The sequence below is a fragment of the Psychromicrobium silvestre genome, from assembly GCF_013408295.1.
Taxonomy (GTDB): Bacteria; Actinomycetota; Actinomycetes; order Actinomycetales; family Micrococcaceae; genus Renibacterium; species Renibacterium silvestre.
Genome location: NZ_JACBYQ010000002.1, coordinates 739,656 through 761,906, shown reverse-complemented (window position 1 = coordinate 761,906; position 22,251 = coordinate 739,656). Strand labels below are relative to the sequence as shown.

At 60.8% G+C, this 22,251-nt stretch carries 19 protein-coding genes and 1 tRNA gene; 12 read left to right on the top strand and 8 right to left on the bottom strand.

Features of this window, described 5'->3' with window-relative positions:
• The first annotated feature begins 130 nt into the window (after positions 1–130).
• The 4 genes from FHU41_RS11580 to FHU41_RS11565 all read left to right on the top strand — a co-directional run bounded on the left by FHU41_RS11580 (position 131) and on the right by FHU41_RS11565 (position 6,486).
• Positions 131–1,135, top strand: a complete 1,005-nt coding sequence (locus tag FHU41_RS11580; RefSeq protein WP_179389808.1) for a helix-turn-helix transcriptional regulator — start codon at positions 131–133, stop codon at positions 1,133–1,135.
• Between the two features lie 9 nt (positions 1,136–1,144).
• On the top strand, positions 1,145–2,836 hold the full coding sequence (gene ptsP, locus FHU41_RS11575) for a phosphoenolpyruvate--protein phosphotransferase (protein WP_179389807.1): 1,692 nt from the start codon (positions 1,145–1,147) through the stop codon (positions 2,834–2,836).
• Between the two features lie 241 nt (positions 2,837–3,077).
• Positions 3,078–4,679, top strand: a complete 1,602-nt coding sequence (locus FHU41_RS11570) for an MFS transporter (protein ID WP_179389806.1) — start codon at positions 3,078–3,080, stop codon at positions 4,677–4,679.
• A 19-nt stretch (positions 4,680–4,698) separates the two neighbouring features.
• Complete coding sequence (locus FHU41_RS11565) at positions 4,699–6,486, top strand: glycoside hydrolase family 35 protein (RefSeq protein ID WP_343046320.1); 1,788 nt, start codon at positions 4,699–4,701, stop codon at positions 6,484–6,486.
• 23 nt (positions 6,487–6,509) lie between these two features.
• Here FHU41_RS11565 and FHU41_RS11560 read toward each other — a convergent pair whose 3' ends face one another.
• Together FHU41_RS11560 and FHU41_RS11555 are read right to left on the bottom strand one after the other, a co-directional pair.
• The gene (locus FHU41_RS11560; RefSeq protein WP_179389805.1) at positions 6,510–6,713 is read right to left on the bottom strand and encodes a hypothetical protein; all 204 of its coding nucleotides are present in this window, start codon (positions 6,711–6,713) and stop codon (positions 6,510–6,512) included.
• Between the two features lie 177 nt (positions 6,714–6,890).
• On the bottom strand, positions 6,891–7,658 hold the full coding sequence (locus FHU41_RS11555) for an SDR family NAD(P)-dependent oxidoreductase (RefSeq protein ID WP_179389804.1): 768 nt from the start codon (positions 7,656–7,658) through the stop codon (positions 6,891–6,893).
• Between the two features lie 31 nt (positions 7,659–7,689).
• Here FHU41_RS11555 and FHU41_RS11550 point away from each other — a divergent pair, with 31 nt between their 5' ends.
• Positions 7,690–8,058 (top strand): hypothetical protein, encoded by a 369-nt coding sequence (locus FHU41_RS11550; protein ID WP_179389803.1) that lies wholly within the window; start codon positions 7,690–7,692, stop codon positions 8,056–8,058.
• Between the two features lie 35 nt (positions 8,059–8,093).
• Here the strand turns inward: FHU41_RS11550 and FHU41_RS11545 are convergent, their stop codons facing one another.
• Positions 8,094–10,718: an MGH1-like glycoside hydrolase domain-containing protein gene (locus tag FHU41_RS11545; protein WP_179389802.1), complete on the bottom strand. Its 2,625-nt coding sequence runs from the start codon at positions 10,716–10,718 to the stop codon at positions 8,094–8,096.
• A gap of 92 nt (positions 10,719–10,810) precedes the next feature.
• On the opposite strand from FHU41_RS11545, the gene FHU41_RS11540 reads away from it, so the two are divergent.
• A complete protein-coding gene (locus tag FHU41_RS11540; RefSeq protein ID WP_179389801.1) occupies positions 10,811–11,260 on the top strand; it encodes an SRPBCC family protein in 450 nt (149 codons plus the stop codon).
• Between the two features lie 122 nt (positions 11,261–11,382).
• Here FHU41_RS11540 and FHU41_RS11535 read toward each other — a convergent pair.
• A tRNA-Lys gene (locus FHU41_RS11535) sits at positions 11,383–11,458 on the bottom strand.
• A gap of 171 nt (positions 11,459–11,629) precedes the next feature.
• Here FHU41_RS11535 and FHU41_RS11530 point away from each other — a divergent pair.
• The 4 genes from FHU41_RS11530 (at position 11,630) to FHU41_RS11515 (ending at position 15,272) form a co-directional block, all read left to right on the top strand.
• Positions 11,630–12,277, top strand: a complete 648-nt coding sequence (locus FHU41_RS11530) for a hypothetical protein (RefSeq protein ID WP_179389800.1) — start codon at positions 11,630–11,632, stop codon at positions 12,275–12,277.
• A gap of 39 nt (positions 12,278–12,316) precedes the next feature.
• Entirely contained in the window at positions 12,317–13,213 is an 897-nt protein-coding gene (locus tag FHU41_RS11525) for a hypothetical protein (protein WP_179389799.1), read from the top strand.
• Between the two features lie 428 nt (positions 13,214–13,641).
• Positions 13,642–14,259: a DUF47 domain-containing protein gene (locus FHU41_RS11520; protein ID WP_179389798.1), complete on the top strand. Its 618-nt coding sequence runs from the start codon at positions 13,642–13,644 to the stop codon at positions 14,257–14,259.
• 2 nt (positions 14,260–14,261) lie between these two features.
• Positions 14,262–15,272, top strand: a complete 1,011-nt coding sequence (locus FHU41_RS11515) for an inorganic phosphate transporter (protein WP_179389797.1) — start codon at positions 14,262–14,264, stop codon at positions 15,270–15,272.
• 121 nt (positions 15,273–15,393) lie between these two features.
• Here the strand turns inward: FHU41_RS11515 and pstB are convergent, their stop codons facing one another.
• The 4 genes from pstB to pstS all read right to left on the bottom strand — a co-directional run bounded on the left by pstB (position 15,394) and on the right by pstS (position 19,466).
• Positions 15,394–16,185 (bottom strand): phosphate ABC transporter ATP-binding protein PstB, encoded by a 792-nt coding sequence (pstB, locus tag FHU41_RS11510; protein WP_179389796.1) that lies wholly within the window; start codon positions 16,183–16,185, stop codon positions 15,394–15,396.
• A 39-nt stretch (positions 16,186–16,224) separates the two neighbouring features.
• Positions 16,225–17,328 (bottom strand): phosphate ABC transporter permease PstA, encoded by a 1,104-nt coding sequence (gene pstA, locus FHU41_RS11505; protein ID WP_179389795.1) that lies wholly within the window; start codon positions 17,326–17,328, stop codon positions 16,225–16,227.
• Positions 17,329–18,261, bottom strand: a complete 933-nt coding sequence (pstC, locus tag FHU41_RS11500) for a phosphate ABC transporter permease subunit PstC (RefSeq protein WP_179389794.1) — start codon at positions 18,259–18,261, stop codon at positions 17,329–17,331.
• An 89-nt stretch (positions 18,262–18,350) separates the two neighbouring features.
• On the bottom strand, positions 18,351–19,466 hold the full coding sequence (pstS, locus tag FHU41_RS11495) for a phosphate ABC transporter substrate-binding protein PstS (protein ID WP_179389793.1): 1,116 nt from the start codon (positions 19,464–19,466) through the stop codon (positions 18,351–18,353).
• A gap of 217 nt (positions 19,467–19,683) precedes the next feature.
• On the opposite strand from pstS, the gene FHU41_RS11490 reads away from it, so the two are divergent.
• Both FHU41_RS11490 and radA read left to right on the top strand, forming a co-directional pair.
• Positions 19,684–20,814, top strand: a complete 1,131-nt coding sequence (locus FHU41_RS11490; RefSeq protein WP_179389792.1) for an FUSC family protein — start codon at positions 19,684–19,686, stop codon at positions 20,812–20,814.
• A 38-nt stretch (positions 20,815–20,852) separates the two neighbouring features.
• A complete protein-coding gene (gene radA / locus FHU41_RS11485) occupies positions 20,853–22,235 on the top strand; it encodes a DNA repair protein RadA (RefSeq protein WP_179389791.1) in 1,383 nt (460 codons plus the stop codon).
• Positions 22,236–22,251: the final 16 nt, after the last annotated feature.

Sequence of the window (22,251 nt, the reverse complement as noted above, 5' to 3'; positions counted from 1 at the left end):
GGCTATTAACTATTGTGGTGCGGGAGGTGGAAAGTGCTTCCCCATCCCGCACCACGATATCCGCCTCCACCAAGTCAATGACCGGTCCTTTAGGCCTGTTATTGACCTAAAAACAACCCATAATGACATCATGGCCAATACCAGTTCACGGACTCTTAGGCTGCTCTCCCTGCTACAGCATCACCGCTTCTGGCCGGGTCAGGATCTTGCCGAAAAACTTGAGGTCTCGTTGCGTACGCTCCGTCGCGATGTGGACCGGCTCCGCGAGCTCGGTTACCCGGTGCAGGCCACCCGAGGTTCCACCGGCGGTTACCAGCTCGCGGCGGGTGCCTCGCTTCCGCCGCTTGTAGTAGACGATGAAGAAGCCGTGGCCTTAGCCATCGGCTTACGCCTGGCAGCACAAGGCTCGGTAACCGGGATCGAAGAGGCCTCTATTAGCGCGCTGGCCAAGGTGATCCAGGTGATGCCGGGTAAATTACGACGTCGGGTGGAGGCTCTGCGGGCGGTTACCGTCCCAGCCACTACCAATGGGCCGCTGGTGGATGCCGAGTTGCTGACTACGGTGGCGCAGAGCTGCCGTGACCAAGAGCGATTGAGCTTTAGCTATACCGCCCAGCAGGGCGGGCACAGTGAACGCCTGGTAGAACCACACCGGCTGGTTTCACTAGGCCAGCGCTGGTATCTGGTGGCTTACGACCTGGACCGGCATGATTGGCGAAGCTTCCGCTTGGACCGGCTACGGCTGCCACACAATACCGGCGTGCGTTTCCGACCCCGCGAGCTGCCCGCCAAGGACGCCGCCAGCTATCTACAGAACTCCTTGAACTCCTTAGCCAGCGGACCTCAGCAATACCGCCTGCTGATGCACGCTCCGCTCGAATCGGTCCGGGAGAAGCTGGGCGATTGGGCTCAGTTGAGTGAGCGTTCCGAGGCAAGTTGCGAGCTGCGGATCAGCGCCTACTCTGCGGATTGGGCCGCTTTCGCCGTCCTGTCCAGCGGCGCGGATTTCGAGCTGATCGATGCACCCGGGCTAGCCGAGCTGCTGGATGACTGGACCGAACGAATCAAAAACTCGACTACTCCGGGGACAAACGACGCCCGGCAAGGCGATTCGGTTGGTACCGTGGCACTCTGAGGGGGTTTTATGAATACATTTAGCGGAGTCGGAGTCAGTCCCGGCCGGGTGACCGGACCGGTGAAACAAATGCCCCCGACCGTCCTCGAACCGCCTGCTGGCCAAACCCTTGCCCCCGGTACCAGCGCGGAGCACGCCGTCGAAACCCTCAAGACCGCGGCCAGCGCAGTTCAGGCGGAATTGCGTGAACGAGCCGACCGCGCCACCGGGGATGCCAAGGAGATATTGCAGGCGACCGCCTTGATGGCCGCCGACCCGGCGCTCATCAAGTCTTCGACGAAACTGATCGGCACCGGCCTCTCCGCGGAACGCGCGGTCTGGGAGGCTGCCGAGGAGGTCGCCGCCATGCTGCGCCAACTGGGCGGCTATATGGCGGAAAGGGTGCACGACGTCTTCGATGTGCGGGCCCGACTGGTCGCCCAATTGCGTGGACTACCCGCGCCCGGCGTTCCGGCAGGCACTGAACCCTTCATTCTGATCGCCGAGGAACTGGCTCCGGCTGATACCGCCACTCTCGATCCCGCTCTGGTGCTCGCCCTAGCCACCTCGGAGGGCGGGCCGCAATCGCACACCGCGATTATTGCGCGCGCACTCGGCCTCCCCGCCGTCGTGGCAGCGCCCGGGGTGACCGGAATCGTTGAGGGTACCGAAGTCTTTCTGGACGGGGCGGAAGGAACGCTGAGCATCGAGCCGAGCGCCGAACAGCGAGCAGCGGCACAGAGCTGGGCTGCCAAGTCCGCCACCCGGGGGAACTTTGATGGCCGGGGCATCCTTGCCGATGGCCACCTGCTGCCCTTGCTCGCCAATGTCGGCAACGCCAAGGAGGCAGTGCTGGCGGCCGCCGCCGGAGCCGAGGGCGTCGGCCTGTTCCGCACCGAGTTCCTTTTCTTAAACCGCGATTCCGAGCCCTCAATGGAAGAACAAGTCGAGGCTTACCGAGGCGTTTTTCAGGCTTTCTCGGTACCGGGCGAACCGAGGAAGGTGGTGGTCCGCACCCTCGACGCTGGCGCGGACAAACCGCTGCCCTTTCTCAGTAACGCGGCCGAACCCAATCCCGCGCTGGGATTGCGGGGGTACCGCACCGGCCTGAACAACCCAGGAGTTCTGAAACGACAGTTAGAGGCCATTTCGACGGCGGCAGTCGGCACCGCTGCGGAGGTCTGGGTGATGGCTCCGATGATTTCCACTCCGGCGGAGTCCGCAGATTTTGCCGATTTGTGTCGGGCAGCGGGGTTGCGCAGCTCCGGGGTGATGATCGAGGTGCCCGCTGCTGCCATCAGCGCGGCCAAGATCTTCCAGCACGTCGACTTCGCCAGCCTGGGCACCAATGACCTCACCCAATACACGATGGCGGCGGATCGCCAGCTCGGACTGCTATCCGGGCTAAACGATCCCTGGCAGCCCTCGGTACTGAAGCTAATCGCGGGCTGCGCCGAGGCTGCGCAAGCTGCGGCTAAGCCGTTGGGAGTCTGCGGTGAGGCTGCCGCGGATCCCGCTCTCGCCGTCGTGCTGGCTGGGTTGGGAGTGAGCACCCTGTCGATGACCGCACGGGCTTTGCCCGCGGTGGCTGCCGTACTGAAAACCGTCTCGCTGAAGCGCGCCCGTGAGCTGGCCGTTTTGGCTTTAGCTGAGGCGAGCGCGGAAGATGCCAGAACAGCGGTGCGTGGGGGGCTACCAGCACTGCATGAACTGGGTCTCTGAACCCAGCAATGCAGCTACGCGGAAGTCATTTCGATCGTCAATTACCCTCGCAAAAGTAACGATAAGGTAACGATCGCCAATCCATACGAACACTGGGATGCACCGCCAGAACCACCCTCCGAAGACTGGCATTATTCGACCTTCCCGCCACATTCCGGGTTGAAATTCCGTAACGTAGAAGGCCTGCCCGGGGCCGGGCGGTTGAAAGTCGCAAGCAAATGACCTCCTTGGAGAGACCCAAATGCCCACAGACCGAAGCAACACCACGACAAGCAAAAGCACCACAAGGGATGCTGCAAGAGACACCGCAAGAGAGCCGAAGCTCGATCGAGCTGGGCGCTCTGGGCGGCTGAAAAAACGCCGACTCAGCTTCTCCGATATCAATGTGGTGAGTAAGCCCATGCTGAAAAAAGCATTGGGCGGCACCATCGTCGGGAACACCATGGAATGGTACGACGTCGGGGTGTTCGGATATCTGATCAGCACAATGGGGCCGGTATTCCTGCCCGAGGCGGATCGATCGGTGCAAACCCTGTTCTTGCTAGGCACCTTCGCGGCGACCTTCATAGCTCGCCCCTTAGGCGGCGTGGTCTTCGGTTGGCTGGGAGATAAGGTCGGCAGGCAGAAGGTTCTGGCCACCACCTTGCTGATTATGGCAGCGTCCACCTTCCTGGTCGGCGTATTGCCGGGTTATTCCAGCATCGGAATCTGGGCCGCGGTGTTGCTGGTGCTGCTCAAATTGGTGCAAGGCTTCTCCACTGGAGGCGAATACGCCGGCGCCACCACCTTTGTCAGCGAGTATGCGGCGGACAAACGACGCGGCTTCTTCGCCAGCTTCCTCGACATGGGTAGTTATCTCGGTTTTGCGCTGGGCGCTGCCCTGGTATCCGTTCTGCAGCTCACCCTCGGTCAGGACACCATGGAACAGTGGGGCTGGCGCCTTCCCTTCCTGCTGGCCGGTCCCTTGGGTGCCATCGCGGTCTACTTCCGGAGCCGGATCGAAGAATCACCTCAATTCCAAGCCACCCTGGACGCCCAGGAAGCGATCTCCAAGGATGCCCAGGCCACAGATGCCGCAGCGGTCAAGGGGCCACTCGGCATTGTCAAAGCCTATTGGCGGCAAATCATCGTGGCGATGATCCTGGTGGCTGCTGCAAACACCGTGGGCTATGCCCTGACCTCCTATATGCCGACCTACCTGACCGAATCAAAGGGTTACGACGAGGTACACGGCACCCTGCTCACCATCCCGGTGTTGGTGATCATGGCAGTCTGCATTCCGCTCAGTGGGCGGCTCTCGGATCGAATCGGACGCCGCCCCATTCTCTGGATCGGCGCGTTGAGCACCGTGGTGTTATCCGCCCCGGCGTTCCTACTAATCGGCGTCGGCGAGGTGTGGTCCACGCTGCTCGGACTGGCCTTAATCGCCTTCCCGGTGACCTTCTACGTCTCTAATCTGGCTTCGGCACTGCCCGCCCTGTTCCCCACTTCGAGCCGCTATGGCGGAATGGGCATTGCCTATAACTTCGCGGTGGCAATCTTCGGTGGTACCACCCCGTTCATCGTTGCCGGGTTGATTCAACTCACCGGTAACGACATGATGCCCGCCTATTATCTGATGGCGACCTCCGCCGTCGGCGCTGTGACCATTTTCTTCCTGCGCGAGACCGCGGGGCGCCCCTTGCCCGGTTCTATGCCGAGCGTGGACACCGTGGAAGAAGCCCGGGAACTGGTGGCTACTCAGGACGAGAATCCCGATCTGGACCTGAACGAGATGCCCTTCGACGACAGTTACGAACCTGCCACCCCGGTAGAGGGCATTCCCGCTGTGCCTGGCCGCTAGCTACGGCTAGCATCGAAGGGTGCCTCCCCTTTCGCAGACTCCTGGCCCCGCACTGCACACCGCCGATGGACAGTTGTTCCGCCACGGCCAGCCACACCGGCTGCTCGGCGGCGCGATCCACTATTTCCGGGTGCACCCGAGTCAGTGGGCAGATCGGTTAGCCAGGCTCGCGGCAATGGGGGCCAATACACTGGACACCTATATTGCCTGGAATTTTCATCAGCCCACGCGCTCGGCTGCTGATTTTAGTGGCTGGCGGGATCTGCCACGGTTTATCGAGCTAGCCGCCGAGCAGGGCCTAGACGTACTCGTGCGCCCGGGTCCCTACATCTGCGCCGAGTGGGATAACGGCGGCTTCCCAGCCTGGCTGAGCGGCACACCGGGGATCCAACTGCGCAGCCGTCAAGACCAGTACCAGCGGGCGGTGGAACATTGGTTCGACCGGCTGCTGCCGCTGCTGACTCCCCTGCAAGCCAGCAATGGCGGCCCCATCGTGGCTTTCCAGGCGGAAAACGAATACGGCAGCTTTGGCGATGACGCCGAGTACATGCGTTGGACGCGCCAAGCATTGCTAGAGCGCGGGGTGACCGAACTGATTTTCTCCGCCGACGGCGCGAATGACTTCTATCTCGACGGCGGCGCCATTCCGGAGCTACTGGCCACCGGCACGCTGGGCAGCCGAGGCGCCGAAGCAATCGAAACCTGGAAACGACGCAGGCCCGGCGAGCATTTTATTGCCGCCGAGTTCTGGAACGGCTGGTTTGACCATTGGGGCGAGGAGCATCATCATCGGTCAGCCTCGGAAGCGACCGCGGAGGCGGCCGAGATTCTCGACGGCGGAGGTTCGGTCTGCCTCTATATAGCGCATGGCGGGACGAATTTTGGGCTCAACGCCGGGGCGAATTTTGATCGTGTTCTACAACCCACCGTGACCAGTTACGACTCGGATGCTCCGATTGCCGAAGATGGTGCCCTGACGGAGAAGTTCCATGCCATGCGTGAGCTTTTCGGCCGCTTCGCCGGGCAGGAATTGCCCGAGCTCAGCCCGGAGTTGCTAGCCCCGAACCAGGTATTACCGGCGGGCGAATTGCCGGTAATCGCCGGGGCAGCGCTGCCGGAACTACTGCGTGAGCTGCCACTAACCTCAAGCAGCCCCGCTCCGCTGAGCTTTGAGCAACTCGACTGCGCACAGGGCCTGGTGCTCTACCGCGCCGAACCAATCCTGCCCGCAGGGAAGTTCACCCTCCGGATCAGCGGGCTGCACGATCGGGCCTATGTCTGGCTAGATGGCATTCCGATGGGCTGCTTGGCGGGTACCGAGCATGAGCCTCTGGAGTTGGAAGGTCGGGGTGAAGCTGCGGTTCTGGAAGTTCTGGTGGAGAACCAGGGCCGGATTAACTACGGTCATTTGCTCGGTCAGGGCAAGGGACTCTCCGGGGTACTAATCAACCAACGGCTCACCTCGGGCTGGCAGCACGCGACGCTGCCCCTGGCGGAGTGGGACGAGGCTCAGCTTGAGGCACTGCATCATTCCGGAACACCTCGGGAACCCGAAGGCCCCGGTTTCTCTCGGGCCGAGTTAGAACTCGACGAACCCCGGGATAGCCACCTTGAGCTGCCCGGCTTCGGCAAGGGATTCCTCTGGGTCAATGGCTTCCTGCTGGGCAGGTACTGGCAGCTTGGTCCGCAGAAGTCGCTGTATCTGCCGGCGGGCTTGCTCCGTTCGGGTCTAAACGTCTTCACCGTTCTGGAGCTAGAGCATTCGGGCAGCCAGCTCCGGCTGCTGGAACAGCCGGAGCTGGGCTAACACAACACGTTCAGCAACGACTCTTACCAGCGAACCTTGCGTTCCCGCGGCCCTTGTTTGCCGCTGGCATGCGTCGGTTTATGGCCACGCGCTACCGCCTGGCCGCCGGACAGGTTCGACTGAGCCTGCTTCCTGGCGAGCGATTCCTTAGCCGCATCGCTCAATTTGGCTTCTACCGATGGGGTAAAACGGATATTCGGGGTGTTTTGGGGATCGATGGGGCGCAATTTTTGCTCCTTCTCAAAGAAATGAAGGCTCGCCAAAAGAGGCTGGGCTAAACGAGGAAATACTCGGAGGCTAAGCCTCAACGAGCCGAAGTTGATTTGGGATAGGCCAGGTTTACTGGAGGCCAGAATTGGCCTTAAATCAATGTATTCATCCTTCGATGATACACAAATTGCCCTTTAGCGGCCACGCGTTCCGGCAAATGCGCCAAATTTATCCGAGCTGAATTTACTCAAGAATGTCAGAGCTTTATAACGCTTAGAAGGCACGCTGACACTCTTTCCGGAATTCGCATCAGCCAAGCCCTCACGGACCACCCGATCCGGGTAGAGCCACATCCACTGCGGAATTCCGCTGGTGGTGGCACCCATCCGTTGATGGAATTCGGTGTGCACAAAGCCTGGGCAGACCGCGGTCACGCTCACCCCACGATTCTTGTAGTGCACATTGGCCCAGCGACTAAAGCTGATCAGCCAAGCCTTGCAAGCGCCGTAGCTGGCTCGCGGGATAAATCCGGCCACACTGGCGACGTTGATGATCTGGCCACGTCCCCGAGCCAGCATTCCGGGCAGCGCCGCATGCATTAGCAGCATGGGGGTGGCAACCAGTAGTTGCAGGTGATCGGATTCCTCCTGCACCGTGTTCTGCTCAAAGGACTTAGTCAGCCCGAACCCCGCATTGTTGACCAAAATGTCTACCGGGCTCTCGACTTCTTTCAGCCTTTGGACCACCAATGCAATGCCCTCTTCGCTCTGCAGATCGGCGGAGATGGTCTCCACCTCAATGGCGAAGTCCTGGCGCAGGCGCACCGCCTTCGCCTCCAGCCGGGCGGCGTCGCGGGCTACTAACACCAAATTGTTTCGGGCGGCAGCTAGCTGCTGGGCAAATTCCGCTCCCAAACCTGCGGTAGCACCGGTAATCAAGGCCGTTCGATTGCTTGCTGACATGAGGCCATGCTACTCACCTATGCTGTAAGGCATGTCGGAAAACCCGGAATCAATCGAAATTCACGAGCTGGACGAAAATGGCATGCGCCTGGCCGTCAATGAAATAGAAACCGAAATCCAGGCTGAGGCATCGAATCGCTTCAACCCCTGGCTGATCGGACTCTGGGCGCTCAGCGGGGCGCTCATCCTACTCACGGTGCTGGGCTTCATTGGCAGCGCTCAGACGCCCGCATACGCCAACGTAACTTTTGATTCATCGGGTCCGGTGATTCATAACGAAACGTCGTGGCTCAGCGTTTTCGCTCCCTTCACCGTGGGTTTCCTCATCCCTGCTTTTATCAGCCTGTTCACCACCCTGGTCCTGCACGCGGTTTTTTGGGAGCGTAGACGCCGGGCTTGAGGCCTCGGCAAAATCCATAGACCAATCGGGTGCGATCAACCCTTTCGAGTGCAGATCAGATGAGCTACGACGGCGGTCCAGCCGGTTTGATGAGAGGCCCCCAGGCCGATCCCGGTGTCACCGTGGAAATACTCGCTGAAGGTCGGATGATCCCAGAGCGGCCCGTCCCCGAAGTCCCGAGGCTGCCCCGGACGCCGCCCGCCAGCAGCCGGGCGAAACAGCGAGATCAACCGCTCACGGAGCTCTTCCGACACCTCGCTGAGCGAGTGTCCACCGGGCCGGAGTGAGGAACCGACTCCCGCGGCATGATCGTCAAGGGCATCCACCAACAACAGGTTGACCGGGAACCAGACCGGTCCTCGCCAGTTTGAATTGCCGCCGAAAAGACCCGAATCGGATTCCCCGGGCAGATAAGCGATGCCCAGATCACGTCCTGCTAGTTGGACGCTGCTGCCACCCCGATAGGCTGCCGAGAGCGAGCGAATGCCGTGTTCGGAGAGAAATTCGCCCTCGTCCAGCAGCCTCGACAGCAGGCGCTCCAACCGCTCGGAGTTGAGCACCGAAAGACTGTAGCGTACCGAATCTCCGCCATGAGCGCTGATCAAGGCTTGGGATAGTTCCGGGCGGTGGCGCTGCACCCAGCGCACCCGGGCAGCGAACTCCGGCAGTTCCCGCTCCACCCAGTCGGGTGCAATCGCCACCGCGATGAGCGGTAGCAGTCCGACCATGGAACGCACCCGCACCGGTTCCGTCCCTGCCGGACGTCCCGCGCCGCCGTCGGAAACTAAAACATCATAGAAGAAGCCATCCGCCTCGTCCCAGAGCTGCACGCCGCCGGAGCCAAAGCTGTCCATCGCTTGCGCCAAGGCCAAAAAGTGCTCCAGGAACTTGGTCGCCATATCCTGCCAGCCGGGTTCCCTGCGAGCCAGTTCCAGTGAGATCCGGAGCATCCCCAGGCAGTAGAAAGCCATCCAACTGGTGGCGTCCGACTGTTCCAGCCGGAAGCCTTCCGGGACATCCTTAGAGCGGTCAAAGACCGAAATATTGTCCATTCCCAGGAATCCGCCCTCGAAGAGGTTGGAGCCATCGGCATCCTTTCGGTTCACCCACCACGAAAAGTTCAGCAGCAACTTGGCGTAGACCCGCTGCAAGAAACCCAGGTCCTGAGCGCCGGAGATTTGGTAGACCTGCCAGGCCGCCCAGGCGTGCACGGGAGGGTTGGCATCGCCGAACTCCCATTCATAGGCAGGCAACTGACCGTTGGGGTGCATGGCCCACTCCCGGCAGAGCAACACCAGCTGCGCCTTTGCGAAGTCCGGATCGATATGCGCCAGTGGCACGGTGTGGAAGGCCAAGTCCCAGGATGCAAACCAGGGGTACTCCCATTCATCCGGCATCGAGATCACCTCGGCCAGGTCCAGGTTTCGCCAGCTTCCATTACGGATCTTGGCTCGCTCCGCCGGGGGCGGCGGCTCGGTGGGGTCACCGTCCAGCCAACGCGCCACATTGAAGCGGTAAAGCTGCTTGCCCCAAAGCAAGCCAGCGAAAGCCCGGCGCGCGGTGAGCGTATCCGCAGCCTCGGTCTTCGCCGGGATCACTTCAGCGTAGAAGTCATCAGACTCACGACGGCGGTCGGCCAGGACCGCTTCAAAGTTCGGCCCAAAGGGGGCTTCGGCCAGCTCGTCATTACTCAAGCGCAACCTGATGGTCACGCTCTCACCGGGCTGCACGGCGTCGAACTGGTAGTGAAAGGCAGCTTTGGTTCCGGTTCCCGCCGGGTTCAGGCCGCCGTCGTCCGCCTGACAGACCGCGCGTCCGATGCCGTCCTTGGGATACTTTGACCGGTTTGGTGAGCCGAAGAGCGCCTGGGCGTTGGTCTCGTTATCGCAGACCAACACCTGCGGGGTACCCTCGGCGGCCAGCAGATAGCGGCCCAGCACCCGGTGATCGGCCCGCACTGCGCGGAGGTTGGGCTGCGCCAGTTCGGGGGCGTCCAACCGTTGCAGCCGGGGTTGTTCTGCGCCTTCGCGCCAAGCCCAGGTATTACGGAACCAGAGCTGCGGAACCAGATGCAGCGGAGCTGCTTCTGGGCCGTGGTTGGTAGCAGTCACGGTGATGCAAATATCGTCCGGGGAGGCCTTGGCATGGCTCACCACCACGTCGAAGAAACGGTTTTCGTCGAGTACCCCGGTATCGCTCAGCTCGTATTCGGCTTCGTTCCGACCTCGCCGAGCGTTCGTTTCACGCAGATCCTGGTAGGGGTAGGCGGCCTGCGGGTAGCGGTAGAGCCATTGCGCCCAGGAGTGCGTGGGTGTGGCATCTAGCGGCCACCAATATTCCTTGACGTCCTCACCGTGGTTACCCTGCTCATTGGTCAGTCCGAAAAGCCGCTCCTTGAGCCGATCGTCTTGACCGTTCCAGAGCGCCACCGAGAAGTTCAGCAGACCCTGCTCATCACTCAAACCGGCCAACCCGTCCTCGCCCCAGCGATACGCCCGCTGGTGAGACTGTTCGAAGGGAAGGTAGTCCCAGGCATTGCCGTCGGCGGAATAATCCTCGCGAACGGTGCCCCACTGCCGAGCCGAGAGATAAGGTCCCCAGCGCCGCCAAGGATCATTCATCTGCCGCGATTCCGCCAAGCGATCATGCTCTGCACTCATAACCCCAGTCTTGCATTTCGATCACGTTGTGGGGCTCCTCTGATAAAACCCAAACCCTGTGCCCCGCCAAGTTCCGGTGCTACAGTCCAGGCATGGAAAAGCTCAATTTCAGCGTGGAAATCAAGGCAAGCAAGGAAAAAGTCTGGGAGTTAATGCTCTCCGATGCCAACTACCGGGAGTGGACCGAAGTGTTCCATGAGGGCTCGCATTTTGTTGGCAATTGGGAACAAGGAAGCGAAATGCAGTTCCTCGGCCCTGACGGTAACGGTGGACTGGGCGGTTTGGCCGGCATCATCGAGGAAAACAGGCCCGCCGAGTTCCTCTCCATTCGTTACCTCGGAGTGGTGACCAACGGAGTGGTGGATAGCAGCAGCGATCAGGTTCAGATCTGGATCGGCAGTCACGAGAACTACTCCTTCACCGAAAAGGACGGAGTAACCACCGTGGATATCGAGCTCGACAGCAGCGAGGATATTAGCGCCATGTTCGAGGACATGTGGCCCAAGGGGCTGGCTAAGTTGAAGGAAATCTGCGAGCGGTAGCTGATCGTTTTCGCATCGTTCGGCGTTTTCGGCCCGTCGTTCCGTTGCCACTACGCGTCGAGTGTGGAGATCTGCACGTTTTGAAGCGGTTTTAAGATGCAGATCTCCACACTCGATAACGTTGGTGCGCCCTGAGGGGCTCGAACCCTCGACCCACGGATTAAAAGTCCGATGCTCTACCAACTGAGCTAAAGGCGCAGACCAGTCCGTGCCAGCGCACCGGTGATTCGATAAAGAATCGCGACGAACTCGCACAAATGGACCTTAATACTGTCGCACACCTTGTCAGCCTCGGCAATTCGATTCCCCCGCGCCGAGGAATTCTCCAGCATCCTCGACCCGGTCAGCACACAGGAGTATCGTCAAAACATGAGCGAGAACCCAGGAAGTCGCAGCCCCCGGCCACATCGACCAGTACCCCTGGCCCCTTCAGACTTCGAGCCCTTCACGGGTGGTGCCGATCCGGCTCGGGTTTCTGAGGCCGCTCACTTGGCCGCTCATGCGCTTGTTCATCACGGCCGCGCCAATGATGACCCCGAGATTACCGCACGGCTAGTCAGCCTGGCCGATCAGCAGGGCTTGGAAGTGATCGCGGAACTCTGGGCAGAGAGCCCTGCCCGCTCGCTTCCCGGTGCGCTTTGGCGACTCTATGCGCTACGCGCCGCGACTCAACAGGATCCGGAGCGGATCGCCGTCTACTTCAAAGCCGGTAAAGATACCGCCCAGGTTTCACATGTGGTGGCCGGGGTGGCAGAACCACCCGGGGCGGATGAACTCAAGATGATGACCGACGCGATTCTCTCCGGAGCGTTCGACGGCGATTTCGACGTCGCGCTGGAACGCTCCGCTGCTTTCTGCCGGGTGGTGGCGCTAGGCCAGACCCGGGTAGCCGATGAACGGGAATTCAGCCACGAAGACCACGCCAGCAAACTTACCCACAGCGCCCAGCGCTTGGTGAAAACCGCCGAGGATCTGGAGCATGCGGCTTCCGCTTGGCGACGGGGCGAGCTGGACTAAACCCTTTTCATCTATTCATTGGAATAGTACGCTGTGGAGATGACTCCACCGACGTTTTCCGGAACTTCACGAGTTGGCCAGCGGGTCACCGCCGCAATTCTCGGCTTTGTATTGGCTCCGTTAGGACTCTGGCTTCTCGCGGCCGGCGGCACCGAAACCTACCGGATGTTCCTCCTTCAATTCAAAACCTTCAGTCCACAGGCTCTTCCCTATCTCCTCATGATTCTGCTGGGCGCTATGTTACTGGCGGGGATTTGCTATCTAGCCAGCCTCAGCTCGCTTGCCCCTGCGCTCGCAGCACTTTGGTTGTTACCCTCGGTTGTCGCTATGTTCCTACCTGCTTCCCAAGCGAGTATGGCTCAACTTTTCAGGGCTCTCAAGCTTTACACCCCTGCCCTAGACATGCTGTTGACGGGCCGCACCGGCTCACTGGGACTGGTCTTCATCTTCCTGGCCATTGCGGCCGCAATCTTACGGCGTCGCGGTTTCGGCACGGGCTTTGGCTGGCTCGCAGCCATACTCGGTGTGTTGTTGTTCAGTGGAGGACTGTTGCTCAGCGATATTGGTTCATGGCAGGGATATGTCGCGACCATGATCAATGGCAATCTCAAAGCGCCCTCTGTCCTCAATACCATTACCGTCCTCGGCGGCCTAGTGCTCATCGCCCTGGCTTTCGCCACGGCCGTGCGGAGCGCAGCCGGGTTGATCATCACCGGAGTGCTCTGGTTGCTCGTCGGCGGCTGGTACGTGCTAGCCAGCGGCATTCGGAAATTCCCGAGGCCACCTCACTTTGGCCAAACCGTGGATCCAGCCCTCTACACCCAAGCGGTGACTGGGCTGCTATTTACCCTCTCACTCACGTTGATCGCCAGCGGTGCAGCGCTCTGGACGATCAGAACCAGAGCTCGACGGCGGCTGGCGGCAAGTCCCTCCTGACAGCTTCCCGTGGCGGTTCAGTAGACGGCTCCTAGCTAGTCACGAACCTCCGCGCCAGTGATTCAAAGCCTAGTTAGCTCTTGATTTGGCTCGCCGCGTTGACATGGCAACGTGAAGGCGAGACACTAAAGGTGGTGTCGAACCGTGGAACCCCCGGGCTCCATCTTTTAGCCGCTTCGAGCGGCCTAACGCCGAGAGGCGCTCCCGGTTCGGCACCATTTTTGTGCCTTTCTAAGCTTATTTCCTGGGGTTTAGCCCCTGTTTGATTCCTGCCAGGGCCTTCGCCAGAGCCTTCGCCGAGGGCTGGAATCTGCCGCCTTCATCCAGCGCAAAGCACGGTGCTCAATTGCTAGCGCGCGATAGGATGTTTTCAGTGCGGGGCTACCCATTCCCCGGCTTCGCAGCAGTAGGAATGGCAAGGACTCCCGTTGAAGTTTCGTCTCTTCCCCCAAGAACGCGCAGGGCTGAGCATCCTCTCCCAGATGGCGCAGCAATTGGTTCTTGGTGTCCACTTGCTGTCCGAGATCTTTGGCGCACCGGTGCAGGAATATCCACGATTGGCCGGGCAGATCCGCGAGCGCGAAGCCGAATCAACCGATCTGCACTATGCCCTGCTGACTCACCTCCGAACCAGTTTCATCAACCCGCTGCCACGCGAAGATATTTACGCGCTGTCTCGGATTCTCAATGAAGCGATGGAGACCCTCGACGCCTCTGCGGAATTACTTATTCTGCACAAACTCGAACGAATCCCGCGCCGGGCTACCGATCAGCTCGAAGTTATCGCCCGGCAGGCGGAGCTCACGGTAAACGCCATGCGCTCACTCGATGACCTCGATGGTCTGGAGGACTACTGGTTGGAGATTCTTCGGCTCTCGAAACGAGCCGAGCGCACCCATCTGGTCTTCTCCGTCGAACTGCTCCAGGAGCACCAGGCCAGCAGCTACCTCCGTTACCGGGATTTCGCGGATCAGCTCTTGGAGGTCACCCGGGACTTCCGGCAATTGGCGACCAGGGTAGGCAGCATTATCGTCAAGGAATCCTGAGTATGCTGCTCGTTTTCTTCGTCCTGGTGTGCTTTTTCGCTGCCGCGTTCACCGTTCTCAACGGCCTGCGTGACGCAGCCTCAGCTATCGCGGTGACAGTGCGGACCCGCGCACTCACTCCCACGGTCGCCGTCCTACTTGCTGCCCTGTTCAACTTGGTGGGAGTGCTGCTCAGCGGAACATTCGCATTGAGCCTGCAGGACAATTTGTTCAGCCTGCACCCTGACACCGGTGGCCTGGCAATCCTCCTCGCCGCGCTGGTTTCAGCTTTACTCTGGGGCCTCCATCAGTGGTGGATCGGCTATCCCTCTTCGTCCACCCATGCTCTGATCGGGGGCATCGCCGGCGCATCCCTGGCCGCGGTAATCAAGGGATCGCCGCCACTGGACGGGCTTGGTTCAACCGTACTCAACCTGGTGGTTCTACCGCTGTTGATCTCACCGCTGATTGCCTTCGGGCTGAGCTACCTGCTGGTCTTCCCGATTGCCTGGCTCTCCCGCTATGCGCAGCCGAATAATATCGACCAGCGATTCCGTCGCGCCCAGTCGGTCGCTGCCAGCGCGGTGGCCTTCGGCCATGGCCTGCAGGATGGCTCCCGTATCGTCGCACTCATGCTCTTCGCCCTCGCCGCCCTGGGCGCCAGCGACCCGGGGGCTTCGGTCTGGTGGCTTGTACTGGTGGTAGGGGTGCTCATGACGGCGGGGACGTTAATCGGTGGCTGGCGCATCGGCTATACGCTGGCACATCGGCTGGTCCGAGTGGATCCGATGCGTGGTTTGGTGGCTCAGTCGGTCAGTGCTGCGATGCTGTTTGCCGGAGGTTTCGGATTCCAACTGCCGCTCGCCACCACCCAGCTGACCACGGCGGCCGTGGTTGGTGCCGGAATCAATCAGCGCTTCAGCGTGAGCAATGTGCCACTGGGCGGCAAAATCGCCCTCTTCTGGCTACTCACCCCGGTAGCCTGCGCCCTACTCGGCGGGGTGTTCTACCTGGCCCTCTCCCCATTGCTCTAGCGGTCCCCCGGCGGGGGCGCGAGTTCGCGTGTCAGTCACAAAATCGTGGGTAAAAACAGGCGAATCCGAGAATAGGACGCGAACTCGCGCTAGGACGGGGACGGGCTCGACGGCGTGGGGCTTATCCGAAGCGGCCGGAGACGTAGTCTTCGGTCGCCTTGACCGCTGGATTGTTGAAGATCGTCGTGGTCTCCGCATACTCGATCAGTTTGCCGGGCTTACCGGTTCCTGCGATGTTGAAGAACGCCGTCTTCTCGGAAACCCGGGCAGCCTGCTGCATATTGTGGGTCACGATCACCACGGTGAAATCAGTCTTCAGCTCGTTGATCAAATCCTCCACCGCAAGCGTGGAGATCGGGTCGAGCGCGGAACACGGCTCGTCCATGAGGATCACCTCGGGCTGCACGGCAATGGCACGGGCGATGCAGAGTCGCTGCTGCTGACCACCGGAGAGACCGGAACCGGGCTTATCCAGTCGGTCCTTAACCTCATTCCACAAATTCGCACCCAGCAATGACTTCTCCACCAAGGTATTGGCTTCTGATTTGGAGATCCGCTTGTTGTTGAGCTTCACCCCGGCCAAGACATTGTCCCGGATCGACATGGTGGGGAAGGGGTTGGGCCGCTGGAACACCATGCCTACCTTGGTCCGCACCGTCACGGGATCCACGCCGGGACCGTATAGGTCCTCGCCGTCGAGCAGCACCTCGCCCTTAACGCTGGCCCCCGGGGTTACCTCGTGCATCCGGTTCAGGGTGCGCAGAAAAGTGGTCTTGCCGCAGCCCGAAGGACCAATAAAAGCGGTCACCGAGCGGGGTTCGATATTAATATTCACGCCCTCCACGGCCAGAAAATTGCCGTAGTAGACATTGAGGTCTTTGACGTCGATCCGCTTTGCGGCAGGTACAGACATTATGGGCTTTCCTTAATTTGGCGAGGATCTAGCGACGGCTCAGCGGCCGGTCTTAGGAGCAAAGATTCGGGCAACCAACCGGGCGATCAGGTTCAGCAGCATCACCACGATGATGAGCACCAGGGCGGCTGCCCAGGCTCGCTGATCACTGGGCCCAATGGTGCTGGGCGAGGTCGGGTTCAAAATCTGGGTGTAAATATAGGTCGGCAGTGAAGCCATCCACCCCGCGAAGGCGTTGAAGTTGATCGAGGTGGCAAAGCCCGCAGTGACCAGGATCGGCGCGGTCTCCCCGATAACCCGGGCAATCGCCAAGGCAACACCGGACGCAATACCTGAGATCGCCGTCGGAATGACCACCTTGCTCACCGTCCGCCACTTGCGCACGCCGAGCGCGTAGCTGGCCTCACGCAGTTCATTGGGCACAATCTTGAGCATCTCCTCGGAGGAGCGCACCACCACTGGAATCATGAGTACGGACAATGCCACCGCCGCCACGAATCCAGTTTTGGTTCCCGGGCCGAAGAGCACCCCGAAGAGAGCCACCGAGAATAGGCCCGCCACAATCGAAGGAATGCCTGTCATCACGTCCACAAAGAAGGTGATGGCGCGGGCCAGCAAGCCACCCTTGGAGTACTCAACCAGATAGATGGCGGTCAGCAAACCAATCGGCACCGAGATGATGGTGGCCCAGAGGGTGATGAGCAAGGTGCCGAGGATGGCGTGATATGCGCCGCCAAGTACCGGCCCTCCGGTGGCCGTGGCATTGTCCTCCACGCCCGTGACGCCGTTCATCGAGGTGGAGAGGAAGCCCGGATCGAGCAGACCCGGAACGCCCTTTTGCAGGACGATCCAGATCACCGAAACCAGCGGCAGCAGGGCAATAATGAAGGCTCCGTAGACCAGGAAAGTAATGAATTTATTACTTGCCTTCCGGCTGCCCTCCACCGCCCGGGTAACGATAGTCGCGGCGATCACAAAGAAAATCGCCGTGAAGATCACGAAGCCCACCAGGTTGAAGCCAATCAGTGCGGAAAGCGCCGCACCGAGTACCACGGCACCAACAAGGACCAGCCAGAGCGCGTATTTGGGCAGCTGTCCTCTGGTCAGCGAAGACTTCGCTCGGGTCAAGGTCGCATTAGTCATTTAGTTCGCCCCCGAGAATTCTTTATGCCGGCTGATGACCCAGCGAGCAACCATATTGACGGCCAGGGTGATCACGAAGAGCACCAGGCCCGCCGCGATCAACTCATTGAGCCGGGTGCCGAAGGCTTCCGGGAAGTTCAACGCAATCTCCGCCGCGATGGTCTGATTGCCCGTTTTAATCAAACTGGCGATCAGCGGACCTGCGGAGAGAACAAGCGCCACCGCCATGGTTTCGCCAAGCGCCCGGCCCAAGCCCAGCATGATGGCGCTAATGATCCCGGGGCGTCCGAAGGGCAGCACCGCCACCCGGATCATTTCCCAGCGAGTTGCACCGAGAGCCAGGGCTGCTTCCTCGTGGAGCTTGGGGGTCTGTAGGAAAATCTCCCGGCAGAGCGAGGTGATGATCGGAATGATCATCACGGCCAGCACAATGCCGACGGTCAGCAGGGTACGGCCGGTATTGGAGGCCGGTCCAGCAAAGATCGGAATCCAGCCGAGATATTCGGCCAGCCATTGGTAAACACCGCTCAGCTGGGGGGCCAGAAAGGCAATGCCCCAAGCCCCATAAACCACCGAGGGGATGGCGGCAAGCAGGTCAATCAGGTATCCCAAGCCTTGGGCTAGCCGTCGGGGTGCGAAATGCGAGATGAACAGAGCCACACCAACCGAGATGGGCGTGGCGATCAGCAGCGCGATCACCGCACCGATCAAGGTTCCGACGACGAGCGGCATGACGTAGCCAAAGAAACCTTGGCCGCCGGTTAGGTCGGCGGGATCTGCAAGGAAGGTGGGAAATGCCTGGACGATGAGGAAGAGAGCGACCAGGAAAAGGACCGCGAGAATGAGACACCCCGCCACCACGGTAGCGGTGGAGAAGATCTTGTCGCCCGCGCGATCCGCGCTTGAGCTTTTAGTCAGAGCAGGTGATGTCACCTAAAGCCCTTCCGGCTGGATGGTTTGCAAACTACTGGCGAACCGGCCGCACCGCACAAGCGGCGCAGCCGGTTCGCCGAGTGGAGAGGTTAGGAGCCAACCTTGATGGAGGCGATGGCTGCCTTGGCTTTCTCGGTCAAGGAAGCGGAGAGCGGGGCATTCTTAGCAGCCGCCACGGCGTCCTGCTGACCCTGTGTGCTCACCACGTAGCTAGCGAAAGCCTTCACCAGGTCAACGGTGTTCTGATCCTTGTAGCTTGAGCAGAAAACCTGGTAGCTGACGAGTACCAGCGGGTAGACACCGCTCGCGGTGGTGGTGCGATCAAGCTTGATGGCGATGTCGTTCGGACCGCGGCCGTCGGCCACCTTGGACGCATCCACTGCCTTGGCGGCGGCATCGGCGGCAGGCTTGACGAACTCGGTACCAACCTTGAGGCTTACTGCACCCAAGGAACCAACGGCTGACTCATCGGCATAAGTCACGGCGCCATCGGTCTGAGTAACCTGCTTGACCACACCGGTGGTGCCCTTGGCGTTCTCCCCACCGAGTGCGCTGGGCCAGTCACCGCTCGCCTTATCCGTCCAGACGGTCGGAGCGGTCTGCGCCAGGTAGTCAGTGAAGTTCTGGGTGGTGCCGGAGTTATCCGAGCGGTGCACCGCGGTGATAGCGGTGGAGGGCAAGGTGACACCGGAGTTCAGTGCCGCAATGGCCGGATCATTCCAGGTCTTGATATCGCCATGGAAAATCTTGGCAATGGTTGCGGCATCCAGCTTGAGATCCGAGACGCCCTTCAGGTTATAGGCCACCGCAATCGGGGAGATGTAGACCGGAACGTCAATCGCGCCGTCCGTGCCGCAGACCTTCTTGGAGTCAGAGATCTCGCTATCGGTCAGGTAAGCATCCGAACCGGCAAACTGTGCGGCTCCGCCGATCAGAGCCTTGCGCCCAGCACCGGAGCCATCCGGCGAATACTGGACTTGCGCGCCCTGATTAGCAGCCGCAAATTTCGTCTTCCAAGCGTCCATAGCCGAGTTCTGCGAGGTTGCACCCACACCGGTCAAAGTGCCGGTAACGGAGGCGCCGGTGCTGCCTCCGGAGTTATTGCTCGAGGAGCCCGGGGTGGCGTTATCCGTGCCACAGGCGGTCAAGGCGATGGCCCCGACTGCGATAACTGCCGCTACACGGCCGAAGCGAAGTACCTTCACGTGATTGTTCCCCTTCCAGGGATCTAGCTGGACTGCCCCCCAAAGGCCAGGTCCCAACTGAACTGTCTGGTGCATTCTGCGGTTGCGTCCTGCCCTTTTCATAGCTGTACAACAATGAACCTAAGCGGCAGAGGTAACGAGATGGGCCGGTGCAGATGAACGCAGGGTTAACAGATATTGGCCATTGAGTTCGCGGCTGGCCACCTACACTGGATTTATGACTGTGTCCCGGCGGCCGCTGACGGCAACGGCTGGATTCTTCCGCAACCGCAGCCAAGTAAGCCTGCGTCGGAGCGGACATTCGATTGTCCCAGCCATCCAAATGACAATCTGCGCGGTGGCCGCCTATGCCTTCGCCGAGTATGTACTGGGGCATAGCGGACCGATCTTTGCGGCCACCTCTTCGCTCATCGCGCTCGGTTTCTCCCGAGATCCCCAGATCCGTCGAGTCCTTGAGGTCGCCCTCGGCTGCACACTGGGCATCATTATGGGTGAGCTGGTGCTGCGCTGGGCCGGCAGCGGAATCTGGCAGGCCGCCGTCGTACTCTTCCTGTCCATCATGTTGGCGCGATTCCTCGACGGTGGCGGCATTTTCGCCACTCAGCTCGGCCTGCAGTCGGTGCTGGTGATTCTGCTTCCCATTCCCACCGGCGGGCCGTTCAGCAGGAGCCTGGACGCCGTGGTGGGCGGTTGTTTCGCGCTGATCATCACGCTGCTCACCCCACGCGATCCACGCAAGGAACCCCAGCAAGACGTCCGGAAAATACTCACCGAATTGACCGAGGTTCTCCGAAGTTGCGCGGAAGCGCTGCAACAAAGCGATTCGACGGCGGCCTGGCATGCCTTGGTGCGAGCGCGCAACGCCCAGTCACTCATCGATCAGATGCGGTCTGCCCTGCGGGCGTCCGATGAATTAATTAGCATCTCCCCGGCCCATCGGCGCTACCGCTCCGAAATCGGAACCCTAAACGACTCGCTCCAGTACATCGACTACGCCATGCGCAACGCGCGGGTGTTTGCCCGTCGGCTAACCAGTGCGATCAATAATGCTGCCCTCAGTGATTCCGCGGTACAGAGAATTTCACAAGTGCTAGAAAACACCGCTAACGCGGTGGAGCTGCTCTCCCTGGGGCTCTCCGAGCGGGACGCCACGGCAAGTGCTATCAATCTGCACAATGCGCGCGGTGAGCTGGTAGCCATTGCCTCGGAATTGCATCCCCAGATGCTGGGCGTGCAGCGGCTAGAAGGCGAGACCGTAGTGATGCTGTTCAGGCCGCTTATGGTCGACCTGCTCGAAGCCGCCGGGATGGAGACTGAGGAAGCCAAACAGGTGCTCCCCACGGTGTGAGGACACTGATTGTCGGTGCTCCTAGGTAGGCTCGGAGGATGGCAAAAACTGCGCGTACAGTCTCCACGAAGTCAGGGAACAGCTATAAATGCGCTGAGTGTGGCTGGACCACGGCCAAATGGGTGGGCCGCTGCGGTGAGTGCCAGGCCTGGGGCACGGTGGAGGAAATTGGCGTCACAGTAGCCCGGACGACGGCGGCAAGTACCGTTGCGGTACCGGCCGCCAGGATTGCCGAGGTCGATGCGAGCGCCTCCGACTACCTGGCCACCGGCGTCGGGGAGCTTGACCGGGTGCTGGGCGGCGGCGTGGTTCCGGGAGCCGTGGTGCTACTGGCCGGGGAACCAGGAGTGGGCAAATCCACCCTATTGCTCGATGTGGCGGCCAAGTTTGCCCGCGAAAATGGTGACGTACTCTACGTCACAGGCGAAGAATCCGCGGCCCAAGTGAAATTGCGTGCGGAACGGATCGGGGCAATTGCCGATGCGCTCTACCTCACCGCCGAGAACGATTTGGGTACTGCCCTAGGGCACGTCGAGCAGTTGAAGCCTCGCTTGCTGATCGTTGATTCGGTGCAGACTCTTAGCAGCGCCGAGACCGATGGAACAGCGGGCGGAGTCAGCCAGGTGCGGGAAGTTGCGGCCTCCCTGATCGCGGTGGCGAAGCGGCTGAACATGACCACCCTCTTGGTGGGACATGTGACCAAGGAAGGTTCCATTGCGGGGCCGCGGCTGCTTGAGCACCTGGTGGACGTGGTCTGCCAGTTCGAGGGCGAGCGGCATTCCAGACTGCGACTGCTACGGGCCACTAAGAACCGCTACGGACCTACCGATGAGGTGGGTTGCTTCGATCTCAGCGAGCAAGGAATCGAGGGGCTGGCAGACCCGAGCGGCTTATTTGTCTCCCGCACCAAGGACCCCGTCTCTGGCACCTGCATCACGGTTGCGCTGGAAGGTAAGCGGCCGCTGCTGGCAGAGGTGCAGAGTCTGCTGGCGAAAAGCGCCACCACTCAACCCCGACGGGCGACGAGCGGCTTGGATTCTTCTCGGGTGGCTATGCTGCTGGCCGTATTGCAACAGCGCACCGAGGCGAATCTCAGTGAGAAGGACTCCTATGTGGCCACCGTGGGCGGCGTTAAGCTGACCGAGCCGGCCACCGATCTATCCATCGCCCTGGCCGTGATGTCAGCCAATACCGGCAAGGCGCTGCCTGCCCGCTTGATTGCCTTTGGCGAAGTGGGACTGGCCGGAGAGGTGCGGCCAGTGCCCGGAATCAACCAGCGCATTCAAGAGGCACACCGCCTGGGCTTCAGTCACGCCGTGGTACCGGCTAGTCCGAGCGGTCCGGGCCCGATCCCTACCGGCTTCTCGGTGCGCGAAGTGCACCAGCTAGGCGAGGCACTCAGCCTGCTCTTTCCACATTAATTCGGTATTGATCCGG

What these genes read in the sequence shown, in the direction of transcription:
- FHU41_RS11580 (WP_179389808.1), top strand. Translation starts at nt 131, where the DNA reads ATGGCCAATACCAGTTCACGGACTCTTAGGCTGCTCTCCCTGCTACAG.
- ptsP (WP_179389807.1), top strand. Translation starts at nt 1,145, where the DNA reads ATGAATACATTTAGCGGAGTCGGAGTCAGTCCCGGCCGGGTGACCGGA.
- FHU41_RS11570 (WP_179389806.1), top strand. Translation starts at nt 3,078, where the DNA reads ATGCCCACAGACCGAAGCAACACCACGACAAGCAAAAGCACCACAAGG.
- FHU41_RS11555 (WP_179389804.1), bottom strand. Translation starts at nt 7,658, where the DNA reads ATGTCAGCAAGCAATCGAACGGCCTTGATTACCGGTGCTACCGCAGGT.
- FHU41_RS11550 (WP_179389803.1), top strand. Translation starts at nt 7,690, where the DNA reads ATGTCGGAAAACCCGGAATCAATCGAAATTCACGAGCTGGACGAAAAT.
- FHU41_RS11545 (WP_179389802.1), bottom strand. Translation starts at nt 10,718, where the DNA reads ATGAGTGCAGAGCATGATCGCTTGGCGGAATCGCGGCAGATGAATGAT.
- FHU41_RS11540 (WP_179389801.1), top strand. Translation starts at nt 10,811, where the DNA reads ATGGAAAAGCTCAATTTCAGCGTGGAAATCAAGGCAAGCAAGGAAAAA.
- FHU41_RS11530 (WP_179389800.1), top strand. Translation starts at nt 11,630, where the DNA reads ATGAGCGAGAACCCAGGAAGTCGCAGCCCCCGGCCACATCGACCAGTA.
- FHU41_RS11525 (WP_179389799.1), top strand. Translation starts at nt 12,317, where the DNA reads ATGACTCCACCGACGTTTTCCGGAACTTCACGAGTTGGCCAGCGGGTC.
- FHU41_RS11515 (WP_179389797.1), top strand. Translation starts at nt 14,262, where the DNA reads ATGCTGCTCGTTTTCTTCGTCCTGGTGTGCTTTTTCGCTGCCGCGTTC.
- pstB (WP_179389796.1), bottom strand. Translation starts at nt 16,185, where the DNA reads ATGTCTGTACCTGCCGCAAAGCGGATCGACGTCAAAGACCTCAATGTC.
- pstA (WP_179389795.1), bottom strand. Translation starts at nt 17,328, where the DNA reads ATGACTAATGCGACCTTGACCCGAGCGAAGTCTTCGCTGACCAGAGGA.
- FHU41_RS11490 (WP_179389792.1), top strand. Translation starts at nt 19,684, where the DNA reads ATGACTGTGTCCCGGCGGCCGCTGACGGCAACGGCTGGATTCTTCCGC.
- radA (WP_179389791.1), top strand. Translation starts at nt 20,853, where the DNA reads ATGGCAAAAACTGCGCGTACAGTCTCCACGAAGTCAGGGAACAGCTAT.